Consider the following 20,377-nt stretch of genomic DNA (forward strand, 5'->3'; position numbering starts at 1 on the left):
CCTTCTATTTCTGAAAGTAAATTTAGTCTTTTGAGCACTTTTAAAATTATTATTTCACCCTTTAAATACTGATACTAGTTTCAATGTATTTTACTTGCTTTTACTTGAATAAAAGGGTGTCTCCATGTTATAATGTGTAATATATTATAGGAGCATCCTGTTATTTCATCCTGTGAGAAAGGAGGATTGCTGTGAAACAAGATCAAGATTTACGAACCATTATCGCCAGCCATGAAGCTGAGTTAACGGATATGGAACGCGACATTGCCCAATATTTTTTATCATCCGAAGCACGACAGCACTCTCTGTCCTCTTCTCGTGTAACTGAGTTACTCCATGTCTCAAAGGCTGCCTTAACGCGTTTCTCTCAAAAATGTGGTTTCACCGGCTATCGAGAGTTTGTCTATCACTTTAACGAAGAAACCAAAAATCAAAAACAGGTACAAGAACATGACGAACTCACTCTCAGCGTCTTGCAACGCTACCACCATATCGGTAATGTCACTGAAAATTTCGTCAAAGATCCTCAATTAGAGCATGTAGCAGATTTAATTGATCAAGCAGATCGGATCTATTACTTCGGGATTGGAAGTTCCAGCTTGGTGGCTCGGGAGATGAAATTGCGCCTTATGCGACTTGGTGTGGCAGGGGAAGTCGTGACTAATCAAGACGGATTTAATCAGACCACCAGCATTCTAGATTCCTCCTGCTTAGTCATTGGATTTTCTTTATCAGGTAAGACGAGTGCTATTACAGACAGTTTGTTGAAAGCCAAGAAAAACGGTGCAAAAACAGTCCTTGTAACTGCCAATCCTGCTGGTATCCACCAAGATTTCACTGAAGTGGTGCCAGCTGCACCTCTTCCAAGCAATACCTATATCGATCGCATCTCGGCGGTTCTCCCCTTACTAATTGTGGTCGACCTCATCTATGCCCATTTTCTTAATATCAACCGAGAACAAAAAGAAATTGTCTTTAATAGCTACTGGGAACACAAAAAACTCTCTAGTCAACGTTCTCGAAAATCTTAATATGGTCTCCCTATTTAAAAAACCAAGAAGGATGAGATAAAACTCATCCTTCTTGGTTTTTTTGATTATTCTAAAGAAGTATTTCTACTCTATAATATTGAAACCATCTCATCTACCTAGGCCATCTTTTGAGTCGCTTTTTCCTTTACAACAAATACAAAGCCAATAGAGCCGACGACGGCTCCAAGCAAGATCCAATAGACCATATCCGATGAAACAATTGGGCCTGCCAAGAGACCCGCTAATAAAAAGAGATTGATATACAGTCGGGTATCCCGATAGAAGGTCCAATTGAAATGGTAGCTACCTTCTGGATACTGCCGTGTCGATACAGGCGGTTGAAAGACCTGAAGAAGGATCAAAATCCCAACAAAAGCAAGATAAGCGATGCTAACCACCGAAAGCGGAGCCCGCATCGTCAAAGCTACAGCCACTAAAAGCAAGACCAAGATCCAGAAATGGAAGTCCATCCAGAATTCACGATGATAACAAAACCGTTTCATAAGATCACACCTTTCTCTTTATGTAATCGTTTTCTGTACTTCTATTATAAGACAACAAATTTATTTTGCAAGGAATCATGGGCTATTTGGGGTTGAAAATAGAGAGTGGGACAGAAATCGGTAATTCGTTAGAATTCGATTTCGTCGCCCCACCTCCGCACAGTTGTGTAGGGCTGTAAAAGCTGATGAGATCAGCGTAGTAGAGCCCACTCAACCACTGCGTCTTGCTCGACAATTCAAAGACAAAAGAGAGGCTAGGACTTTTGTCCCAGCCTCGTCTAAAAAAACTATGAACAAACATTAGTTGCCACTTCATTCACTGATATCATTTTCGATAATCACCTTGAGTGCATTGTTTTCACCCGCATGTTTAAAGACATCATAGGCTTTTTCAACTTCTGAGAGTTTGAAGTGGTGGGTGATGAGCTTGGTTGCATCGATCTTGCCTGACTTCAAGACATTGAGCAACATTTCAGTGGTATTAGCGTTGACAAGACCGGTGTTGAGGGTAATGTTCTTGATCCACAAATCGTCCAAATTGAAGCTAACCGGTTTCCCGTGGACACCGACATTGGCGATGTGACCACCGACAGAGATGACGTTTTGGCAGACATCAAAAGTAGCAGGATAGCCCACACATTCCATAGAAATATCGACCCCACGGCCGTCCGTCACTTCATTGATAAAGGCCTTGATTTCAGCAATATCGCTGGAACAAATGGTATGAGTTGCCCCAAATTTCTTAGCCGCTTCAAGACGGGATTCAGACAAGTCCACCATGATAATCGTAGCTGGTGAGAAGAACTGCACAGTCAAGAGAGCTGCAAGACCGATCGGACCAGCTCCAACGATACAGACATTATCCCCTGGTTTTACATGAGATGGGAGGACCCCGATTTCATAAGAGGTTGGGAGAATATCTGAGAGCATGACCAAGGCTTCGTCATCCACAGTTTCAGGCGCATGATAAAGACTACCATCAGCATGCGGAATGTGGACATACTCTGCTTGGGTTCCGTTGATCAAGTGACCCAAAATCCAACCACCATCTTCACAGTGAGATGGTAGGCTACGTTTACAGTAGTAGCAGGTATTACAAGCTGTGACACAAGAGATAATGACCTTGTCGCCCACCTTGAAATTATTAACCGCATCGCCGACTTCTTCGACGATCCCGATTCCTTCGTGGCCTAAAATTGTGCCTTCCTTACAAGCTGGCACATCTCCTCCTAGGATATGAAGGTCTGTCCCACAGATGGTTGTCTTCAAGACACGCACAATGGCATCCGTTGGATTTTTGATCACTGGCTTTGGTTGATCCAGCAGTTGCAGATTGCCTGCAGATACATAGGTTGCAGCTTTCATAAGCGACTCCTTTTTTGTTGGTTTGATAAAACCATTTTGTTTTCGTTTATTTGTGAATATTATAACATACTAAGTAAGCGCTTGCAAGAATTTATGAGCACATTTTTAAAAGTTTTTTGAGCAAACAAAAACATTCCTCTTATCTCTACCAGAGGAATGTTTCAATCACCTTGTTCTAATTGTTGACGCTGCTTATAGTACTCTTGCTGCTCGCGCTCACGCTCTTCTTCTAAGCGCTCTTCATAGCGCTTGAGTTCTGCCTCAAACTCTTCTTGCAAGGCAAATAAACGCTCCAAGCCACTTTGGGCCTCCGCACTTGGGGCTTGAAAATGCAGGGCACTTAGCCAGTCCACTAAATTTTCTGTATGTTGGCGGACATCCATACGCATATCCGCATAATCCCACTCCAACTCACTAAGCTTTTGATTGAAGCGGTAATGTCGATCTTCTAGTTGTTCTAATTCACTATTTCCTGAATGGTACATCACATACCTCCTTTAATCGGACTCAATAAAATCGGCTTCTTCACTGCTTTCAGTGCTGTTTCTACCGCGTCCGCTGCTCCTCCTGTAAATCCATCTTTCAAATCACTAACGAGGGTCGTTGTAGCAAAAGAGCGCATCTTTTCGGATTGACCGCCCAAGGTTACCTGCAAACTCATCCCTTCCAACATCATCAAGGCTTTTTGCGTTGCAATCAAACTTCTGATCGCAATCCGCTCTTGCTCCTTTTTAATCTCTCGATGGAGCTCCTCAATTCGTTCTCTGTCCTCTCCCAGGATCTCTAACATCTTTTTCTCCTACTTATGAAAAATCAAAGGCCGTCGCTTGTCCCTTGTCCAAGTCCACCAATTGAGCTGATGCAGCCTCCAGCTGACCTGCCAAATCTGACAAGCGAGTGGAGTAGGCCTTTGCTTGGGCGAGGTTTTCCGCCTCTACTGCTTGGTCCCAACAAGTATCCATGGAGAACTCTCCTAATAGTTGCTCCACTTCTGCATCTGTTAAAAATTGGGCCATGCTGTGGGCCATTTGAGACACCTCAGCGACCTTATGAGAAACTGTCTCCTTAGCCTCTTCAAGCTTATCCTTGATTTCTGCCTCAAAGACAGTTGCTTGCGCTGAAGCATTCTGCGCTACCGCCAGCACCAATTCCTCCCGCAATTGAATGGTCTGGGTTCCAGATGCGCCTGCCAGTTGCTGATGGAGGCTAGAAATGCTTGGATTTTCCTGCCCATACATGGAGACCACCGAAGCAGATGATGGCTGATTTTCTGAAGTGGAAGTTTCCCGATCTCGTTGGGGCATTTCAATAATTTTCTGTGCCTGATCTTGTCTTCCTTGCACGTCACCTTCTAACTCCATTTGAGATGGCCTCCTTTCTTGGATTTGTTTTTTCATTTCCTATAACTGAAAAAGGATCATAACCCTTCAGCTACAGGCAGATTCATACACTATAGGGTAACATAAAATAGCTCGGAATGCTATAAAAATAACACAATTTTTGAAAAAAAGTCTAATTTTTTATGAAAAAACGAGTTTTGGACCCAAATAGCAAAAATCCCCCACTTTTACGAGTGAGGGATAGCTGATAAACATCAGTTGTTCCTTGCGTCTTATTTACGACGTCCTGGACGTTCCTTGTAACCATAGTAAGCATCTTCGATGATTTCTTGCATATGGTCTACCATTGGAAGACGTGGATTAGCTGGTGAACATTGATCTTCGTAAGCAAGGAAGGCCAATTCACGAGAATGTTTCTTCCATTCTTTTTCATCGATGCCTTGTGCTTTGAAGTTCATTTCGATACCACAGCGTTCACCGAGTTCGTATACAGCTTTTGCGTAAGCTTCAACGGCTTCTTCTGGTGTAGAGCATGGAAGTCCTAGCATACGAGCGATATCTTGGTATTTTTCATCTGCACGGTAGTAGTTGTACTTAGGCCATGTAGCTGTCTTAGCAGGGCGTGTACCGTTGTAGCGGATAACGTATGGAAGCAAGATAGCATTGGTCCGTCCGTGGATGGTGTGGAATTGCGCACCGATCTTGTGGGCCATGGAGTGAGAAATACCGAGGAAGGCATTGGCGAAGGCCATACCTGCGATCGTTGACGCATTGTGCATCTTTTCGCGTGAATGGAAGTCCGCATTCTTGACTGAGCTTTCCAAGTTTTCAAAGACAAGTTTGATGGCTTGAAGAGCAAGACCATCAGTGTAATCACTTGCCATTTGAGATACATAAGCTTCTGTTGCGTGAGTCAAAACGTCCATACCAGTATCAGCAGCAACAGATCCTGGAACAGTCAATACCAAGGCAGGGTCTACGATGGCAACAGTTGGAGTCAATGAGTAGTCAGCGATTGGGTATTTACGGTTGTTTGCTTTATCAGAGATAACGGCAAATGGAGTTACTTCAGATCCTGTACCAGATGTAGTTGGGATGGCAATGAATTTCGTCTTCTTACCAAGTAATGGGAATTTGAAGGCACGTTTACGGATATCCATGAATTTTTGAACCAAGTCACGGAAGTCCACTTCTGGTTGCTCGTAGAAGAGCCACATTACTTTGGCCGCATCCATTGGAGATCCTCCACCGAGAGCGACGATGGTATCTGGTTTGAAGGCACGCATGATCTCTGTACCACGTTCAACGGTTGTGATATCTGGATCTGGTTCTACGTCTGCAAAGATTTGGTAAACCACCTTGTTGCGACGAAGGTCAAGCTGTTCGATGATACGATCAAGGAAACCAAGCTCTACCATAGCGTGGTCTGTAACGATCATGACACGTTCAACGTCACGACATTTTTGTAGGTATTCAATTGAATCACGTTCAAAGTATGTTTTTGAAGGAAGTTTCATCCATTGCATGTTATTTCTCCGGCGTCCGACTTTTTTGATATTCAAGAGGTTGATGGCACTAACGTTGTCCCCAACAGAGTTGCGTCCGTAAGAACCACATCCAAGTGTCAATGATGGCAAGAAGGCATTGTAAACATCCCCGATACCACCGAAAGTCGAAGGAGAGTTGCAGATCACACGAATGGCTTTAACTGCTTTACCAAATTCTTTTGTCAATTCTTCATCAGCAGTATGGATGGCTGCTGAGTGACCAAGACCGTTGAATTCAACCATTTGGCGAGCTTTGTTAATTCCGTCTTCACGGCTTTCAGATTTCAAAACAGCAATGACTGGTGACAATTTTTCACGAGTCAACGGCTCTTTTTCACCAACTTCTTTACATTCTGCAGCAAGGATATTGGTTCCTTCTGGGACTGAGAAGCCAGCTTGTTCAGCGATCCATGCTGCTGGTTTCCCAACGATGTCCGCATTCAATTTCGCACCCGCACAGTTTTTGCTGTTGGCTTTTACACCAAAGCAGAACTCTTCAAGAAGGGCTTTTTCTTTTTTGTTAACGAAGTAAGTGTGGTAAGATTTGAATTCTTCAACAAACTCATCGTAGATTTCTTTATCGATGATAACCGCTTGTTCAGACGCACAGACCATACCATTGTCAAATGATTTAGACATGACGATATCGTGTGCTGCTTGGCGGATATTGGCTGATTTTTCAACGTAAGCAGGAACGTTTCCGGCACCTACCCCAAGAGCTGGTTTTCCACAAGAATAAGCGGCTTTTACCATGGCGTTACCACCGGTCGCAAGGATGGTCGCAACTCCTTCATGGTTCATAAGGGCACTAGTTGCTTCCATAGAAGGTTGGGTAATCCATTGCACACAGTTCTCAGGTGCTCCAGCTGCAATTGCCGCATCGCGTACGATTTGTGCCGCATGAGCAGATGATTCTTGAGCAGATGGGTGGAAGGCAAAGACGATAGGGTTCCGTGTCTTCAAGGAAATCAATGCTTTAAAGATTGCTGTTGAAGTAGGGTTTGTTGTAGGAGTGATCCCACAGACAACTCCGACTGGCTCCGCAATCAAAGTTAAACCAGTGACATCATCTTCTGAAATGACACCAACTGTCTTGGTGTGACGCATGTTGTTCACAACGTGTTCACAAGCGAATAAGTTCTTCGTCGCCTTGTCTTCAAAGACCCCACGACCAGTTTCTTCATAAGCATGAAGAGCGAGCTCACCGTGTGCGTCAAGAGCAGCTACAGATGCTTTCGCTACAATGTAGTCCACTTGCTCCTGGTTCAATTTGCGCATTTCTTCAAGCGCTACGAGCGCTTTTTGCACCAACTCGTCTACGTGTTTTTCAGCAGCGAGTTTCTTTTCTTCAGGTGAGAGAGTTTTTTTATCAGCCATTTGATGCTTTCCTCCAATGTTTGAAACCCTTATCCTTTTCTAGAACTTTTTTCATGTTTTCGGAAATTTTCAAGAATAGTGTAAGAAATTTCGATTTGTTAATTATTTCACAATATAATTGTACTCTATTTTGAGATTTTTGTAAACACTTCCAAGCAACTTTCACAAAGATTTTTTTGAAGTTTGTGAAAATTTTATCAATCCTATTGCTGTGAAAGTAATCATCTAGCAAAATTGTGAAAAAATAATTAAAAAATTTTTTTCTTCACAAAGTGATATTTTCAATTGATTTATGTAAGCGTTTTCTTAATCTTACTAAAAAAAGCAACTTTTTACAAGTAAAAAGTTGCTTTTTGTTTTATTTTGTTAGGATTTGTTTTGTTTCAGTTTCAGAGAAGCATTTTTACTTCTTGACCGGACCTTTTTCGGCCTTATCAAGAGCTTCTTTGACTGTTTGAGCATAGAGTTCCCCACCATTGGTTTCCATATTGAAGTGAACAGAGTCTGTTCCCACCCAAATGTTTGGATTTTCAATTGCTACTTGGTACCAGTCCGCAATCGTGATAAAGTCGTATTTCTTAGCCAGTTCCAACTCATAAAGACGGGTTTGAACCGATTCACTGGACTGATCGTTGGCATAGCGCCCATCATATGGTGTCACAAGGATCAAGCGACGGCCTTTTGGAAGTTTCTCAACATACTGATCCAGCAATTCTTTGTAGTTGCTTACAGTATTGGTTCCTAGGGCAATGACCACATTTTTTAGGAGAACTTTATTGGAGATATCAGTCTCAAAGACCTTCATTCCATTTTCCAACTGACGGCTCACCACTGCATCGATCTGGATGCCAGGGATGGCTTTAGTCAGGTAGTCCTGCGCTCGCAAGTTAACGGAATCACCGATCATGGTCACACCATTTGAGACGTTATAGTCTGTTGCCGTCGCATTGTCCACCTGCGTCCGTGTGACCTGCATTTTGCTGTCTGCTTGATTGAGCCCACTCACTACCAAACTCTCATCAAAAGCTCCAACGGTTGGTGCAAAGGCGGAGATGCCAATCATCAAGAGAGCCAGTGGAATCATGAGGTAAAAGATCGGCTTGGTCAAAAAGCTGAGATCCATCTTCATACCAAAGACCCGAGGCTCCTTGCCTGCAATGGTTGGCTCCAAAATATAGAAGGACAGAGCCGTTAGAATCAAGGAAACGATCGTCGTCACAAGGGCTGCCATCATATTCCCTAAATGTTGAGAGAAGATGATAAAGAAAGGCCAGTGGAAAAGGTAGACACCATAACTAGTATCTGCCAAGAAATTGAGAATGGCTGGTTCTTTTTTATCTGGCGTCTTTTCATGGAGAATGCGGGCCGACAGAATCATGGCACAAGCTGCGATTGTCGCTGCTAAAAAGCCAAACAGATAGGTCCACAAGCTATCAAATGGTAAGAAAAGACTGAGCACAAACAAGAAGACAAAGCTTCCACCCAAGACCGATAAGGTCTTTTTCATGCTCCAAGACTGCACCAGCTTTGTAAAGTTCGGGCTGACATTGGCAATCCCTGTCACCGTTGCTAGGCATGATCCCGCAAAGAAGGGGAAGATGTGAGTGAAGCTAGAAAAATAGATAGTGGAGAAATTAGCTGTCAGAAAGGCGCGGATGAACATAGACAAGAAGGTGAAGAGAAAGAGTCCGCTGGACGCCAGGAAGAGCATGCCTCGGTACTTTCCAACCGTCTTAGCCCGCTTAGCCAAGAACCATGCCAAAAGTGCCCAGAGCACATAGTAATGCACTTCTAGGGCCAAACTCCAGGTATGAAGGAAGAGATGTGGAATGAAGTTACTTTCGTAACTACCACCCGTTGCCATCTCAAAGAAATTGGTCACAAAACCGAAGACCGCCGCAATCTGAGTCCCAATACCAGCCACGTAGTCCCGTTGGACCATAAAGGTAAAGGGCATCACGACCAAGACCATAAAGACAAGGGGTGGTACGATCCGGTAAAAACGCCGTTTCAAGAATGCCAGATAGTCGATTCCTTGCTTGCGCGCAAATTCATCGATCAAGAGCGCTGTAATCAAAAATCCTGAGAAGGTGAAGAAAATATCTACCCCAATGAAGCCTCCAGGAAAGGCTTTTTGGAAGAAATGGTAAAGCAATACCAATAAGAGTCCTGTAACACGGACTAGTGAAAACCATTTAATGCGCATTTTGATAAATCCCCTGCTTGAATGTTCCTTTGTATACGACGTTGGCTTCTGTGGTTAAGGTGCCTTTGCCCTCCGGCTGGCCGTTAACAAACTGCCCTTCATAGGTCCAACCATCCTTGGACTTAAACTTACCATAGCCGCTAAAAGAGCCGTTGACGAGGTTACCTGTATAGGTATCCCCATTTTTAAAGGTGACGGTTCCCTTGCCATTCATCTTGCCACGGACCAAACTTCCGTCGTAACGGATCGCACCCTTATCCAAGGTCAAGACGCCCTGACCTGGAATGGCTGAAAGGAAAACCATCAAAGCAGATAGAATAATCACGACTACTGCTGCTATTTCTAAATTTTTTCGCGTCAGATAGACCTTATAGGTCTCATAAAATTCTTTCATATTCTGTATTCTCTCACATATCAAACTCTTAAGAAGTTGCTAACTGATCTAACCAAGCCTTACAGCCACTCAGGACTCTGGAATAGGTCTCCTCAAAATCACCGGTATACCACGGATCTGGCACACTTTCAGCAGCAAAAAGATGAATCTTGTGCTCTGTACCCGCAGGAGCCATTTGCTTCAGATCTGCTACATTGTTTTCGTCCATCCCTAGGATCAAATCAAAGTTGTAAAAATCCTCTTCCTTGATCTGTAAGGACGTCTTGGCTGGATCATAAGGGACTTGGTGTTGTTGAAAGATTTTCTGGGTTCCCCGATGGATGGGATTGCCATGTTCCCAGCTCGAGGTGGCCCGACTTTCAATCTCATACTGATCCGTCAAATCCTTCATGACAAACTCCGCCATGGTGCTCCGACAAATATTTCCTAAGCAGACAAAGACGATTTTTTTCATGATTCCACCTAACTCCTTGTTCGGACTGCCCAACCTAGCTGAGCTCTTGGCTTTCCACTATGGAAAACCAGCATACTATTACTATTATAACAAAAATGTGACAGAAAGATGACAAAGTGGCTCCATCATTTTAAAGAAAAATCAGATTCCTTTTTCAAATCTGATCTGTTTCTCTATTTTGGAAAACGAACCTCTAATGGAGGCCATTTACTCTGCCAATTTTTCTTTTTCATCCGCTCTGTATAAACCGTTAAACGCTCTGGGTTGGCTAAAAAATGCGGAGTCGGCTGAACGATGAAGTCTTCGATATCCTTTGTCCCATAAGGGAGAAAGAGCTCTAGCTGACCCTCTTTCCTTAAGCGAACCGCAAGAGCCGTACACTGCTCGGGGTATTTAGAAACCGCATCACAGGCACTATGATATGGAGCCGTCCCCGGGCTATGCTGGTGCATATAGACTTGATTTTTCACTTCCCAAGCGTACTGGGGATAGGTCTTCTTTAATTCCTGCTCGATCTGCTGAGTCTCCTCATAGCTGATCGTAGGGTCATAAAAGACCAGATCCAGATCTGTCGTCGCATCAAACCCTGGTTTTCCAGAGAGCTGGTTCCAGATGAAATTGCGCACCGCGCCCGCCGCTAACCAGGCATCTGCTAAGTTGAGATCCCGAATGATAGCCAAAACAGTCATCATCTCCGGATCCACTTGGATTTGTTCTACTATTGCTTCTTCCGTCAGCATCTTCTTCTAGTCTCCATTGTAGGGATAACCCAGATGTTCATAGGCCTTGCGGGTCGCCACGCGCCCTGTCCGGGTCCGCATGATAAAGCCTTTCTGAATCAAGTAAGGCTCATACATATCTTCTACAGTCTCGCGCTCTTCGGCAATATTGACCGATAGAGTCCCAAGCCCGACCGGGCCACCGCCGTACATCTCAATCATGGTGCGCAGGATCTTTTGATCGACATAGTCCAGTCCTTCATGGTCCACATCTAGCATAGAGAGGGCCTTGTCGGTAATGGTATCGTCAATCAAGCCATCGCCCATGATCTGGGCAAAATCGCGCACCCGCTTCAGCAAACGGTTGGCAATCCGAGGAGTCCCACGACTACGAAGAGAAAGCTCTTCGGCAGCTTCGTGGGTAATCTCCATCTCAAAGATCTCGGCGGTCCGCTCGACAATCTCTGTCAGATCATCCTGCTCATAGTATTCCATGTGTCCGGTAATCCCAAAGCGAGCGCGCAAGGGATTGGACAGCATACCAGCTCGCGTCGTTGCCCCAATCAAAGTGAAAGGAGGAAGGTCCAGATGGACACTCCGACTGCTCTCCCCAGCGCCAATCATGATATCGATGTAAAAATCTTCCATGGCGCTGTAAAGCACTTCTTCGACTGACATAGGCAGCCGGTGGATCTCATCGATAAAGAGGACATCGCCCGGCTCTAGATCATTGAGGATAGCTACCAAGTCACCAGCCTTTTCAATGACAGGACCAGAAGTCTGCTTGAGATTGACGCCCAGTTCATTGGCGATGACAAAGGCCATGGTGGTTTTCCCAAGCCCCGGAGGGCCAAAAAGAAGGACATGATCCAGCGCTTCATCCCGAAGCTTAGCTGCCTCGATAAAGATTTTCAGCTGGTCCTTGACCTTATCTTGACCGATATATTCATGTAAATATTGCGGGCGCAACGTCCGTTCAACGGCCTCTTCATCGCCCATGATTTCATTGTCTAAAATTCTACTCATACAGTCTATTATAGCAAAAAATGATACCTTCGGTACCATAAATAGGATGTGTTTTTTAAAGATCGTAGTTCTCACTTGCGTTCGAACTGCGTCAACGTACCTAAGCTCACTAACGTTTGCTAAGAAACAAGGAACGTAGTTTTCGCTCCGTTCAAATTGCATCAATGTACCTAAGCTCGTCTACGTCCCTATCAGGCTTGGTTAGATGAAATAGGTTTAGTAATAATTACATAACGCAGTGGTTGATTGGTATCTTTGTTCGCTCTTATAGCTCCAAAGATTACCTAATCAACTGTGCGGGGGTGAGACAACGAACAATTTTAAAAAATTGTTCTGTCTCACTCCCAGAAAAAAGCCACCGGTTTTGGTGGCTCTTATAGGGAGATTATTATGAAAAAGTTTTAGGAGTTTTATCATTCAAAGTTAGGAGGTCTTTGATGATGGTATTAGTATACGATAGGAAGCTTAAACTTTCCTTATAGTTTTTCTAAAAAATTTTTTTCGAGAAAAAGAGGATGTCCCAAGCAAGGATTTCACATCCTTGTTTGGGTCACCCCTTTCCTCCTTATTTCTTAGCGATGGCATGGTAGCTAGTCTTACTGGTGAAGACTTGACCCGCCCTCAGGATGACCTTTTCAGCTTGGTCACTGTGAATGGCATCTGGCACGGTTTGGAATTCTAGAGCCAAGCCATTGTGCTGAACCATTGGTTGGCCTTGCAGATGAACGGTCTCGTCTACGAAATTCGCTGAATATACCACCAAGGCTGGGGCTTCTGACTTGAAGGTCAAGAAACGTCCAGATGGCTGATGGTAAAGAAAGCCAGCATTTTCATGCCCTTCTGGAAGAGCAAATGGATGGTCTAATCCTTCTACCAGGCGAATTTGCGGATCAGAGTCCTTAAAAAGATCCTCCAAGAGCATGGCTTGGTAGAGATGCTGAACAACCGGACTTTCTCTATCCACGGTCTGAAGAGGGACACCGTCTGGATGGATAGGGTAAAGCCCTTGATGGTTGATCTGAAAGACATGATCATTGATCGGCTGGGTGAAGTTCCCAGATAGGTTGAAATAGCTATGGTTGGTCGGGTTGACCAAGGTATCTTGACCCGTTTCTACCCGATAAGCAATTTCGAGTTCACCATCTTCCGTCAAACCATAGGTTACCCAGATCTTGAGATTTCCAGGGAAACCACCGGTTCCATCTGCACGCTCTGTGTACAGGGTGATTTCCTGATCCGTTACCGACTCCACGCTAAACAAAGCGCTGTCCCAACCCGTCGGTCCACTGTGGTTGCAGTTAGCACCGTTATTGGCTTCCAAGTGATAGGTCTCTCCATTGAGTTCAAAGCTAGCTCCTGCAATCCGGCCTGCTACCGGGCCAATACTAGCCCCATATTTAGGGCTATTGCCCACATAGTCCTCAAAGCGATCAAAGCCTAGAATAATATTCGTAAACTGGTCTTCTTTATCCGGTGTCACATATTCTAAGATCGTTGCCCCATAGGTCATGACAGATAATTGGTAACCCTTGTCATTTTCGAGGCGATAAGCCCGAACCTCTTGATTCTGCCATTTCCCAAACACGCTTTCTTGATACTGTTTCACAAACCTTCTCCTCTCACTGTTTTTCTCCATTGTATCAGTTTCACAAGAAGAAACACTCCACTTTTTATAGAAAATTAGTGGCTATTCTTTATGAAATGGATGAATGATCACCCCTTGAACAACCCGATTGACGGTACCAGTTGGTGAAGGCGTATCTGGGCGATTTTGCACCTTGAGCGAAGTCAAGAGAGAAATCAATTGACCATAGATAATGTATGGGAAGGCACGGTAGATATCTAGGGAATCCGCAGAAGATTCCACTAACACTTCTCGTACATGCTCAATGCCTGCAGCTTGATCCGTCAAGAGGACGACTTGACGGGCAATCTGATCCCCTGCAGCTTCGCGAACCAAGTCCAGATCATACTGTCGGGTATAAGGATCAATGGAGCCAAAGACCAAGACGAGGGTCTGGTCATTGATGAGGGATTTCGGACCGTGACGGAAACCGACAGGACTCTCATACATGGTTGCGATTTTGCCTGCTGTTAATTCCAAAATCTTGAGTTGGGCTTCATGGGCTAGACCAAAGAAAGGTCCTGCTCCCAGATAGATCACGCGCTCGAAGTCTAGATCGACCACTTCCTTGACCGCACGGTCCTGCTCCAAGATTTGCTCAGATAGATGAACCAGCTCTGCTACTCGTTTTTCCTTGATCTCTTCCTCGCTTGGATCAAAGACCAAGAGAGCTGTCAAGAGCATAGACGTAAAGCTGGATGTCATGGCAAAGCCAGCATCGTTGGTTTCTTTGGGTTGAAGAAGCAAGAGATTGCGCTTATCTCCGTGGGCTTGCTGGGCCAGTTTTCCTTCTTCGGCACAGGTAATGGTGATCTGATAGAGCTCATCAACCAAGTCTTGAGCCAACTGCACGGTGGCGACACTTTCTGGCGAGTTGCCACTTCGTGCAAAAGATACTAAAACCGTTGGAACCTCTTTTTTCAAATAGGTTTGAGGATGCGCTACGATATCCGTCGTCGCAATGGATTGGAAATTCCAGTGGCGTTCATCATGCACTTCCTGCAAATATGGAACCAAGGTATCCCCTACATAGGCTGAGGTCCCTGCCCCTGTCAAGATGACCTTGATATAGTCATGCTCTTGCCCAATTTTTTCTAAGAAAGCTTTTATTTCCGCTTTTCTTTCTTGGTACAAGTGAGCCGTTTCTTTCCAAACACTTGGTTGTTGGTAGATCTCACGAGTGGTGATCTCTGCTCCTAGCTCCTGCAAGTCTTCTTTTGTATAGTCTAACATAGAACCTGTTGTTCCTTTCTACAATCTAACGTTGATAAATGGGAAAGGAGCCTGAGATGATTCTCCCAGACTCCCATACCAACCTACTCATCTTCATCATCATCAAGGTTTGACAAGAGGTCATTTACCTTGACAATACTTTCTTTTGCACGTTCAGGGTAGTCCCCTTCATTACCAGTCAGGCTACTATTGATGAATTCGATGACCATCGGAAGATTCATCCCTGCGTATAAGTCAATCGCACGTCCTTCAAGGATCAAGCGACTCACAGTGTTGCAAGGAGTTCCTCCCAAGAGATCGGCAAATACAATATAGTCTTCTAGACCTTGGACGGTTGCTTCAAATTTAGCAGTAAAGTCTTCTGGCCCTTCTTCTGGTAAGAGTGCAACTGTATGAATGTTGTCTTGTGGTCCCATAATCATTTCTGTACTGGCTTTGAGCTCTTCACAGAAGCGACCATGACTGACCAATACTAGGTGTTTTGCCATACCTTACTCCATTATGCCATTCCAAAGAAGAAGTGGCCAAATGCTGAGAATGCGATTGCTGCAAGGATGATGAGCAAGATAGCTTTTGTAGAGTTCATACCCTTACGTCCAAGCAACCAGTAGATTACACCTGTGATGATAGCTGGTACCAAACGTGGGAAGATAAGGTTGAGCATATCTTGAATTTCAATCGCTTTGTCCCCAATGTGTGGAGTCCAAGAAACTTCAACACCAATCATGCTGGCAATCAAGGCACCAACCATGAAGATACCCAGAACGGCAGCTGCATCGATCAAAGCTGTCAAGGTACTTTGCATGTTGTTGATGAGGTTAACCCCTTCTTTATAGGCAAATTCCAATTGTTTCCAACGGAAAATGTCATAAGCAACTGCCACAGCGATCCACAAGAAGATACCGGCTGGGTTTCCTGCAACAGCCAAAGTTGCTGCGATTGAACCCATAATAGCTGGTACCAATGATCCAAAGATTGAGTCCCCAAGAGGAGCGAATGGTCCCATGAGACCTGTCTTGATCCCGTTCACCGCATCTTTTGATTTGACACCATCTTTTTCTTCCAAAGCAAGGTCAAAACCAGTGATAATGGTGTGGAAGAATGGTGAAGTATTGAAGAATTGCGTATGCAATTTCATCATTTCTTTCAATTCTGGAGTGCCATCACCATACATTTTACGCAATTGTGGAAGAAGCATGTAAAGGTAACCAGAAGCCTGCATCCGTTCGTAGTTCCAACCCAATTGGAAGGTGAAGAGGCTACGTTTGTTAATTTGTTTAAAATCTTCTTTTGTTAGTTTGTAATTAGAATTCGTCATCTTCAATTTCCCCGCTTTCTACATTGCTTGCTGGAGCAGCTACAACTGTACGTTGGCTGTTTTTGAAGTGTTGTACTGCAAGGAAGATACCGATGATGGCAATACCAATCATAGATACACTCTTGAAGTTGTTAACAAAAGTAATAGCTTGTTCTTTTGGAAGTTTAGCGAACACATCAGAACCAACAATGCTAGACACTGCAGCACCAAGGCTTTGAACATTGCTATAAAGCACTGTCAACATTGCTGTTAAGCCAAAGCCAAGTGCTAAATAGTGAAGGTTACGACGAACAGGAAGGTAACGAAGCAAGATCGCAAATCCAAGACCTGGAAGCATTTGACCTGCAAGTTTCAGACCGTTTGCCAACCATTGTACATTAGCAAGACCTGTAACAACAGTTTCTACGAAAGAACCACCAAAGGCAAGAGCCAAGAAGACTGGAAGGGCACGAGAAAGAGCCCAAGGAATCGCTCCAAGAAGGTAGTTGCGTTCAATTCCTTTATAGTCGTAACGTTCGATCGCAGCATCTACACGGTGAGCGAAGTAAGTTGTAGTCATACGACCAAGAATATCAAAGTAAGTCAACAAAGTTGCTACCGGCACAGCGATTGTAGCAATAGCAAGCTCTGCATCAATCCCTTTTGCTACTGAGAAGGCAGTCGCAAGAACGGCACCAGAAGTGGCGTCAATACGAGAAGCTCCACCGAAAGTACCAACACCGAGCACTGTCAATTGAAGAGAAGCTCCGATAAATAGACCTGTCTTTAAATCTCCCATGACAAGTCCTGTAATGAAACCAGCAAAGACTGGTGATCCTGCTGATGAAACAATCGTCAACTCATCACAGATTTGATAAGCTGAGTACAAAGTAAGTAGTAAAATTTGCCACCATTGTATCATGACAATTTCCTCCTAAAAATTTTCTTTTACTTTAATAACTTCATAAAGTCTTCTGCAGTGTCGTTTGGCACCATCTGAGACGTAATCTTCACACCTTTTTCGTGGATTTTGTTAAAGTCTTCCACGTCCGCGTCCACCACATTGATCGAGCGGGTAATCGCGCGTGTCTCATCAGATTGAGACATATTGCCGACATTCAGCGTTTCAAGCTGAACGCCTGCTTCGATCAAACGAAGGAAACGATCAGGTTTGCGAGCTACGATAAAGAGTCGTTGGCTATCATATTTTCCAGCCAAGATATTTTCCGCAGCTTTTGCGACTGGCAAGATACTGAGCTTAACACCAGGTGGTGTCGCTAGTTTCAAGCCACTTTTTTCGATATCATTTTGAGCGACTTCATCATCGATCACCATGATACGTGAAACATTTAGTTTGGTAGTCCAAAGATTGGCTACCTGCCCGTGGATCAAACGTCCATCGATACGGCATCCTACAATAGTCATAAGTTTTCCCCCTTTACTTCTTTGAATGTAGGTTGTTGAACAAGTTCAAGTGTCTCTTGGTAACGCCCTTCTGTCTCAAAGACGATCAGGCTATTGGCTCCTTCTTTGAGGAAACCATGAGGCACGTAAAGTGAAGTGGTCGGTCCGACCTCCCAGAAGCGACCAAGGTTGTGGCCGTTGACAAAGACGACCCCTTTCCCAAATCCTGTCATATCCAGATAAGTGTCAAGGGTGTGGTCCAGCTGAAAATCATATCGGTAAAATGCTGGAGCACCTGCCTGCCATTCCTTTGAAAAATCGAGCTGACTGAGATCTTGTAAATCCAGTGGGTACTGCTTCCAATGAAGGTGGAAATGCAAATCCACACAGACGCCTGTGCGAATGCCCTTGTGCTGGCTATCAGCTAAGAGCTTGTGCCCGTAGTTGACACGACCCATATTTTCAAGCAAGATTTTTAAATTCGTAACCGCTTTCTTTTTTCCTTTGATAAAAAGATCTTCACCGATCTCTGTTTGGTATTGTGTTGCTACATGTTGATCATCCAGGTAAATCTGTACCCGATCCCGACCATCAATGATGCGCAGTTTTTCTTCTTCCGCATCCAACTCAAGGTCTGTCTCATATAGTAGATAACCTGTGGTTTGCCCCAACTCTTCCATCTTTTCGGGATAAAGGCTGGTCTCGACCTGAGCCAGATTGTCCAGATTTCCAAAAAGACTAGTCTTGGCTGCCAGTTGCAAGGTTTGTTCTGGCAAACATTCTTTGATGAGCGGTTCCTGCTGTGGGTATTCCGGATAATAGGTCGCCATCATTTTTTGAATAGCATAATATTTCTCCGTCGGATTGCCCTGCTCATTGAGCAAAGCCCCATAGTCATAGGACGTCACCTGTGGCAAATCGAGCGTTCCCCGAGCTGAGCAACCATTCATGAAGCCAAAATTGGTCCCGCCATGAAACATATAGAGATTGATGGAGCCAAGCTCCAAGACCTCATGGACAGCTTCTGCCAACTCCTCTGGGTCCCTTTGAATCACGGGTTCCTTCCAGCGGGTAAACCAGCCATCCCAGAATTCCATACACATCAAGGGCCATTTCTTGCCGTATTCGTCAAAGAATTCTTGCATCTGACCAAAGTTATAGGCTGCTTTGGAACCGAAGTTTCCCGTCACAAAGAGGTCTTCTTCTATCAAGGTTCCTGTTCTTAGCGTTGCTCGCCATGGTCCATCTGATGTAAAGAGAGGACAGGTCACGCCTTTTTCCTTCATCAAATCCCGAATGGCACGAAGATAATCCTTATCCTCTCCATAAGAGCCGTACTCATTTTCCACCTGCATCATGAGGATTGGACCACCCTGATCCACTTGGTAGGGTGTCAACAAGCCAAGCAAGCGATCATAATAACGATCCACTGATTCGATAAAGGCTGGGTCAGATGAGCGGATTCGCAGATCTTCTTCTAAGAGCCAGGCTGGTAATCCACCAAATTCCCACTCTGCACAGATAAAGGGCGACGGCCTTACAATCATGTAAAGTCCTAGGGACTGGGCTGTTCGAATGAAACGCTCTAGATCCAATCGACCACTAAAGTCAAACTGCCCTTTGCGGGGTTCATGCGCATTCCAAGGGACATAGGTTTCAACCGTGTTGAACCCCAAAGCCTTTAGATTATACAAGGAATGATACCAGTCTGCTGGGTCAATTCGGAAATAATGGATCGCTCCGGATAAAATCTTGAAGGGTTGATCTTTTAAATAGAAAGCATCGCGAATCTCAAAAACTCCCATAAACGCCCCCCTTTCTTATATGTAACCCTTTTCATTTATTAATATAATAAATTATTTAAAAAATGTCAACACTTTTATAAAAAATATGTTAAAATAGGGTTAAATAAGAGAAATCTAAAGAGAGGTAGCACTATGGCAATTCCAAAGTACCAACACATCAAAGATGAATTGAAGCAGCAAATTATCTCCGGAAAATTTGAAAATGGAGATAAATTTTATACTGAAGCTGAACTCATTAAAATTTATGATGTCAGCTCTATCACCGTTGTCCGTGCTTTGAACGACCTCGCTGCTGATGGCTACATTGTCCGTCAGCAAGGAAAAGGAACCTTTGTTTCTCGTGCTCGAAAACACAAACTGGTTGAATTTTCAGATGTTGAAACCTTCCCAATCCAAAAGGCCAAAGTCAAAGTTCTCTCTATTAAACGTGGAAATACCTTAAGCATCCTAGACAAACTAGGCCTCAACCCAACGCAATTCTACTATAAGATCGAACGGACTCGCCAGACAGGGGATGATACCTATATCTTCCACCAAACCTATGTTCCTGAACAATACATCAATCCAAACTATCCAAATTTGGAATACTACAGCTCTATCTATGATCGCTTCAAAGAAGACTACCACATTCATATGAATGACGAGCACTTCGAAGAAGTCAACGAAATCGTCTTTCCTACACCAAGCAAGGTTGCTAAAGTATTGAAGATCGACGAAAATTTCCCAACGGTCAAACAAGTGAAGACGACCAAGCTAGAAGCGACTGGCCAAATCCTTGAATACACGGAAACCTATAAACGCGGTGACTACTACAAGATTAAATTTATCTCCTGTGACCGCGATCACTAAGAACCAAAAAGACTGAGACATCTCGGTCTTTTTTATAGCTCCAGTATAGCATGTTGAAAACGATTTCTAAAGACCTCTTTAAAAATATATATAATTAGTGATAGTTTAGCTATAAAAAGTTTAAAAAGGGAGTGGGAAAGAACTCCGACTAGTTAAAAAGAGTTCGTCTTCCCCACCCCCGCACAGTTGAGTAGGGCTGTAAA

General features: G+C 44.1%; 19 protein-coding genes and 2 pseudogenes. 2 read left to right on the forward strand and 19 right to left on the reverse strand.

What is annotated here, in order from left to right; genetic code table 11:
* The first annotated feature begins 191 nt into the window (after positions 1–191).
* Positions 192–1,031: a MurR/RpiR family transcriptional regulator gene (locus tag HMPREF2686_RS03445; RefSeq protein ID WP_070449215.1), complete on the forward strand. Its 840-nt coding sequence runs from the start codon at positions 192–194 to the stop codon at positions 1,029–1,031.
* A 116-nt stretch (positions 1,032–1,147) separates the two neighbouring features.
* Here HMPREF2686_RS03445 and HMPREF2686_RS03450 read toward each other — a convergent pair whose 3' ends face one another.
* The 19 genes and pseudogenes from HMPREF2686_RS03450 to HMPREF2686_RS03540 all read right to left on the reverse strand — a co-directional run bounded on the left by HMPREF2686_RS03450 (position 1,148) and on the right by HMPREF2686_RS03540 (position 19,325).
* A complete protein-coding gene (locus HMPREF2686_RS03450) occupies positions 1,148–1,534 on the reverse strand; it encodes an ABC transporter permease (protein WP_070449217.1) in 387 nt (128 codons plus the stop codon).
* A 312-nt stretch (positions 1,535–1,846) separates the two neighbouring features.
* Positions 1,847–2,899 carry a zinc-dependent alcohol dehydrogenase family protein gene (locus HMPREF2686_RS03455; protein ID WP_070449219.1) on the reverse strand — a complete coding sequence of 351 codons (1,053 nt, stop codon included), beginning with the start codon at positions 2,897–2,899 and terminating at the stop codon, positions 1,847–1,849.
* A gap of 161 nt (positions 2,900–3,060) precedes the next feature.
* Positions 3,061–3,384, reverse strand: a complete 324-nt coding sequence (locus HMPREF2686_RS03460) for a hypothetical protein (RefSeq protein WP_003009394.1) — start codon at positions 3,382–3,384, stop codon at positions 3,061–3,063.
* Positions 3,384–3,689, reverse strand: coding sequence for a hypothetical protein (locus HMPREF2686_RS03465; protein ID WP_049472664.1), 306 nt, complete (start codon positions 3,687–3,689; stop codon positions 3,384–3,386). The genes HMPREF2686_RS03460 and HMPREF2686_RS03465 overlap by 1 nt, the downstream gene beginning before the upstream one ends.
* Before the next feature lie 13 nt (positions 3,690–3,702).
* On the reverse strand, positions 3,703–4,260 hold the full coding sequence (locus HMPREF2686_RS03470; protein WP_070449221.1) for a hypothetical protein: 558 nt from the start codon (positions 4,258–4,260) through the stop codon (positions 3,703–3,705).
* Between the two features lie 251 nt (positions 4,261–4,511).
* Complete coding sequence (gene adhE, locus HMPREF2686_RS03475; protein ID WP_070449224.1) at positions 4,512–7,163, reverse strand: bifunctional acetaldehyde-CoA/alcohol dehydrogenase; 2,652 nt, start codon at positions 7,161–7,163, stop codon at positions 4,512–4,514.
* 403 nt (positions 7,164–7,566) lie between these two features.
* Positions 7,567–9,369: an acyltransferase family protein gene (locus HMPREF2686_RS03485; RefSeq protein WP_070449228.1), complete on the reverse strand. Its 1,803-nt coding sequence runs from the start codon at positions 9,367–9,369 to the stop codon at positions 7,567–7,569.
* Positions 9,359–9,763: an MORN repeat-containing protein gene (locus HMPREF2686_RS03490; RefSeq protein ID WP_049483966.1), complete on the reverse strand. Its 405-nt coding sequence runs from the start codon at positions 9,761–9,763 to the stop codon at positions 9,359–9,361. The genes HMPREF2686_RS03485 and HMPREF2686_RS03490 overlap by 11 nt, the downstream gene beginning before the upstream one ends.
* Positions 9,764–9,791: 28 nt before the next feature.
* Positions 9,792–10,217: a low molecular weight protein-tyrosine-phosphatase gene (locus HMPREF2686_RS03495; RefSeq protein ID WP_070449230.1), complete on the reverse strand. Its 426-nt coding sequence runs from the start codon at positions 10,215–10,217 to the stop codon at positions 9,792–9,794.
* A 173-nt stretch (positions 10,218–10,390) separates the two neighbouring features.
* Positions 10,391–10,957, reverse strand: coding sequence for a nucleotidyltransferase family protein (locus tag HMPREF2686_RS03500; RefSeq protein ID WP_061590920.1), 567 nt, complete (start codon positions 10,955–10,957; stop codon positions 10,391–10,393).
* A 6-nt stretch (positions 10,958–10,963) separates the two neighbouring features.
* Entirely contained in the window at positions 10,964–11,962 is a 999-nt protein-coding gene (gene ruvB, locus HMPREF2686_RS03505; protein WP_021154208.1) for a Holliday junction branch migration DNA helicase RuvB, read from the reverse strand.
* A gap of 565 nt (positions 11,963–12,527) precedes the next feature.
* Complete coding sequence (locus HMPREF2686_RS03510; RefSeq protein WP_070449231.1) at positions 12,528–13,568, reverse strand: aldose epimerase family protein; 1,041 nt, start codon at positions 13,566–13,568, stop codon at positions 12,528–12,530.
* A gap of 81 nt (positions 13,569–13,649) precedes the next feature.
* Positions 13,650–14,162 (reverse strand): annotated as a pseudogene (locus HMPREF2686_RS10785) (SIS domain-containing protein); the annotation flags it as partial.
* A gap of 65 nt (positions 14,163–14,227) precedes the next feature.
* Positions 14,228–14,819 (reverse strand): annotated as a pseudogene (locus HMPREF2686_RS10790) (SIS domain-containing protein); the annotation flags it as partial.
* An 83-nt stretch (positions 14,820–14,902) separates the two neighbouring features.
* On the reverse strand, positions 14,903–15,307 hold the full coding sequence (locus HMPREF2686_RS03520; protein ID WP_070449234.1) for a PTS sugar transporter subunit IIA: 405 nt from the start codon (positions 15,305–15,307) through the stop codon (positions 14,903–14,905).
* Between the two features lie 11 nt (positions 15,308–15,318).
* On the reverse strand, positions 15,319–16,137 hold the full coding sequence (locus tag HMPREF2686_RS03525) for a PTS system mannose/fructose/sorbose family transporter subunit IID (protein WP_045760097.1): 819 nt from the start codon (positions 16,135–16,137) through the stop codon (positions 15,319–15,321).
* Positions 16,124–17,038: a PTS mannose/fructose/sorbose/N-acetylgalactosamine transporter subunit IIC gene (locus HMPREF2686_RS03530; protein WP_070449236.1), complete on the reverse strand. Its 915-nt coding sequence runs from the start codon at positions 17,036–17,038 to the stop codon at positions 16,124–16,126. Before HMPREF2686_RS03530 ends, HMPREF2686_RS03525 begins: the two co-directional genes overlap by 14 nt.
* Positions 17,039–17,064: 26 nt before the next feature.
* Positions 17,065–17,541, reverse strand: a complete 477-nt coding sequence (locus HMPREF2686_RS03535) for a PTS sugar transporter subunit IIB (RefSeq protein ID WP_003009322.1) — start codon at positions 17,539–17,541, stop codon at positions 17,065–17,067.
* Positions 17,538–19,325: a glycoside hydrolase family 35 protein gene (locus tag HMPREF2686_RS03540; protein WP_070449237.1), complete on the reverse strand. Its 1,788-nt coding sequence runs from the start codon at positions 19,323–19,325 to the stop codon at positions 17,538–17,540. Before HMPREF2686_RS03540 ends, HMPREF2686_RS03535 begins: the two co-directional genes overlap by 4 nt.
* 132 nt (positions 19,326–19,457) lie before the next feature.
* On the opposite strand from HMPREF2686_RS03540, the gene HMPREF2686_RS03545 reads away from it, so the two are divergent.
* Positions 19,458–20,174 carry a GntR family transcriptional regulator gene (locus tag HMPREF2686_RS03545; RefSeq protein ID WP_049472675.1) on the forward strand — a complete coding sequence of 239 codons (717 nt, stop codon included), beginning with the start codon at positions 19,458–19,460 and terminating at the stop codon, positions 20,172–20,174.
* Positions 20,175–20,377: the final 203 nt, after the last annotated feature.

It is taken from the genome of Streptococcus sp. HMSC057G03 (assembly GCF_001808745.1).
Taxonomy (GTDB): domain Bacteria; phylum Bacillota; class Bacilli; order Lactobacillales; family Streptococcaceae; genus Streptococcus; species Streptococcus parasanguinis_Z.

Excerpts from the sequence above, each read along its gene's own strand:
- HMPREF2686_RS03495 (WP_070449230.1), bottom strand. The coding sequence starts at position 10,217 with ATGAAAAAAATCGTCTTTGTCTGCTTAGGAAATATTTGTCGGAGCACC.
- HMPREF2686_RS03500 (WP_061590920.1), bottom strand. The coding sequence starts at position 10,957 with ATGCTGACGGAAGAAGCAATAGTAGAACAAATCCAAGTGGATCCGGAG.
- HMPREF2686_RS03470 (WP_070449221.1), bottom strand. The coding sequence starts at position 4,260 with ATGGAGTTAGAAGGTGACGTGCAAGGAAGACAAGATCAGGCACAGAAA.
- HMPREF2686_RS03460 (WP_003009394.1), bottom strand. The coding sequence starts at position 3,384 with ATGTACCATTCAGGAAATAGTGAATTAGAACAACTAGAAGATCGACAT.
- HMPREF2686_RS03545 (WP_049472675.1), top strand. The coding sequence starts at position 19,458 with ATGGCAATTCCAAAGTACCAACACATCAAAGATGAATTGAAGCAGCAA.
- HMPREF2686_RS03530 (WP_070449236.1), bottom strand. The coding sequence starts at position 17,038 with ATGATACAATGGTGGCAAATTTTACTACTTACTTTGTACTCAGCTTAT.
- HMPREF2686_RS03485 (WP_070449228.1), bottom strand. The coding sequence starts at position 9,369 with ATGCGCATTAAATGGTTTTCACTAGTCCGTGTTACAGGACTCTTATTG.
- HMPREF2686_RS03455 (WP_070449219.1), bottom strand. The coding sequence starts at position 2,899 with ATGAAAGCTGCAACCTATGTATCTGCAGGCAATCTGCAACTGCTGGAT.
- HMPREF2686_RS03490 (WP_049483966.1), bottom strand. The coding sequence starts at position 9,763 with ATGAAAGAATTTTATGAGACCTATAAGGTCTATCTGACGCGAAAAAAT.
- HMPREF2686_RS03540 (WP_070449237.1), bottom strand. The coding sequence starts at position 19,325 with ATGGGAGTTTTTGAGATTCGCGATGCTTTCTATTTAAAAGATCAACCC.
- HMPREF2686_RS03525 (WP_045760097.1), bottom strand. The coding sequence starts at position 16,137 with ATGACGAATTCTAATTACAAACTAACAAAAGAAGATTTTAAACAAATT.
- ruvB (WP_021154208.1), bottom strand. The coding sequence starts at position 11,962 with ATGAGTAGAATTTTAGACAATGAAATCATGGGCGATGAAGAGGCCGTT.
- HMPREF2686_RS03450 (WP_070449217.1), bottom strand. The coding sequence starts at position 1,534 with ATGAAACGGTTTTGTTATCATCGTGAATTCTGGATGGACTTCCATTTC.
- HMPREF2686_RS03520 (WP_070449234.1), bottom strand. The coding sequence starts at position 15,307 with ATGGCAAAACACCTAGTATTGGTCAGTCATGGTCGCTTCTGTGAAGAG.
- HMPREF2686_RS03465 (WP_049472664.1), bottom strand. The coding sequence starts at position 3,689 with ATGTTAGAGATCCTGGGAGAGGACAGAGAACGAATTGAGGAGCTCCAT.
- adhE (WP_070449224.1), bottom strand. The coding sequence starts at position 7,163 with ATGGCTGATAAAAAAACTCTCTCACCTGAAGAAAAGAAACTCGCTGCT.
- HMPREF2686_RS03535 (WP_003009322.1), bottom strand. The coding sequence starts at position 17,541 with ATGACTATTGTAGGATGCCGTATCGATGGACGTTTGATCCACGGGCAG.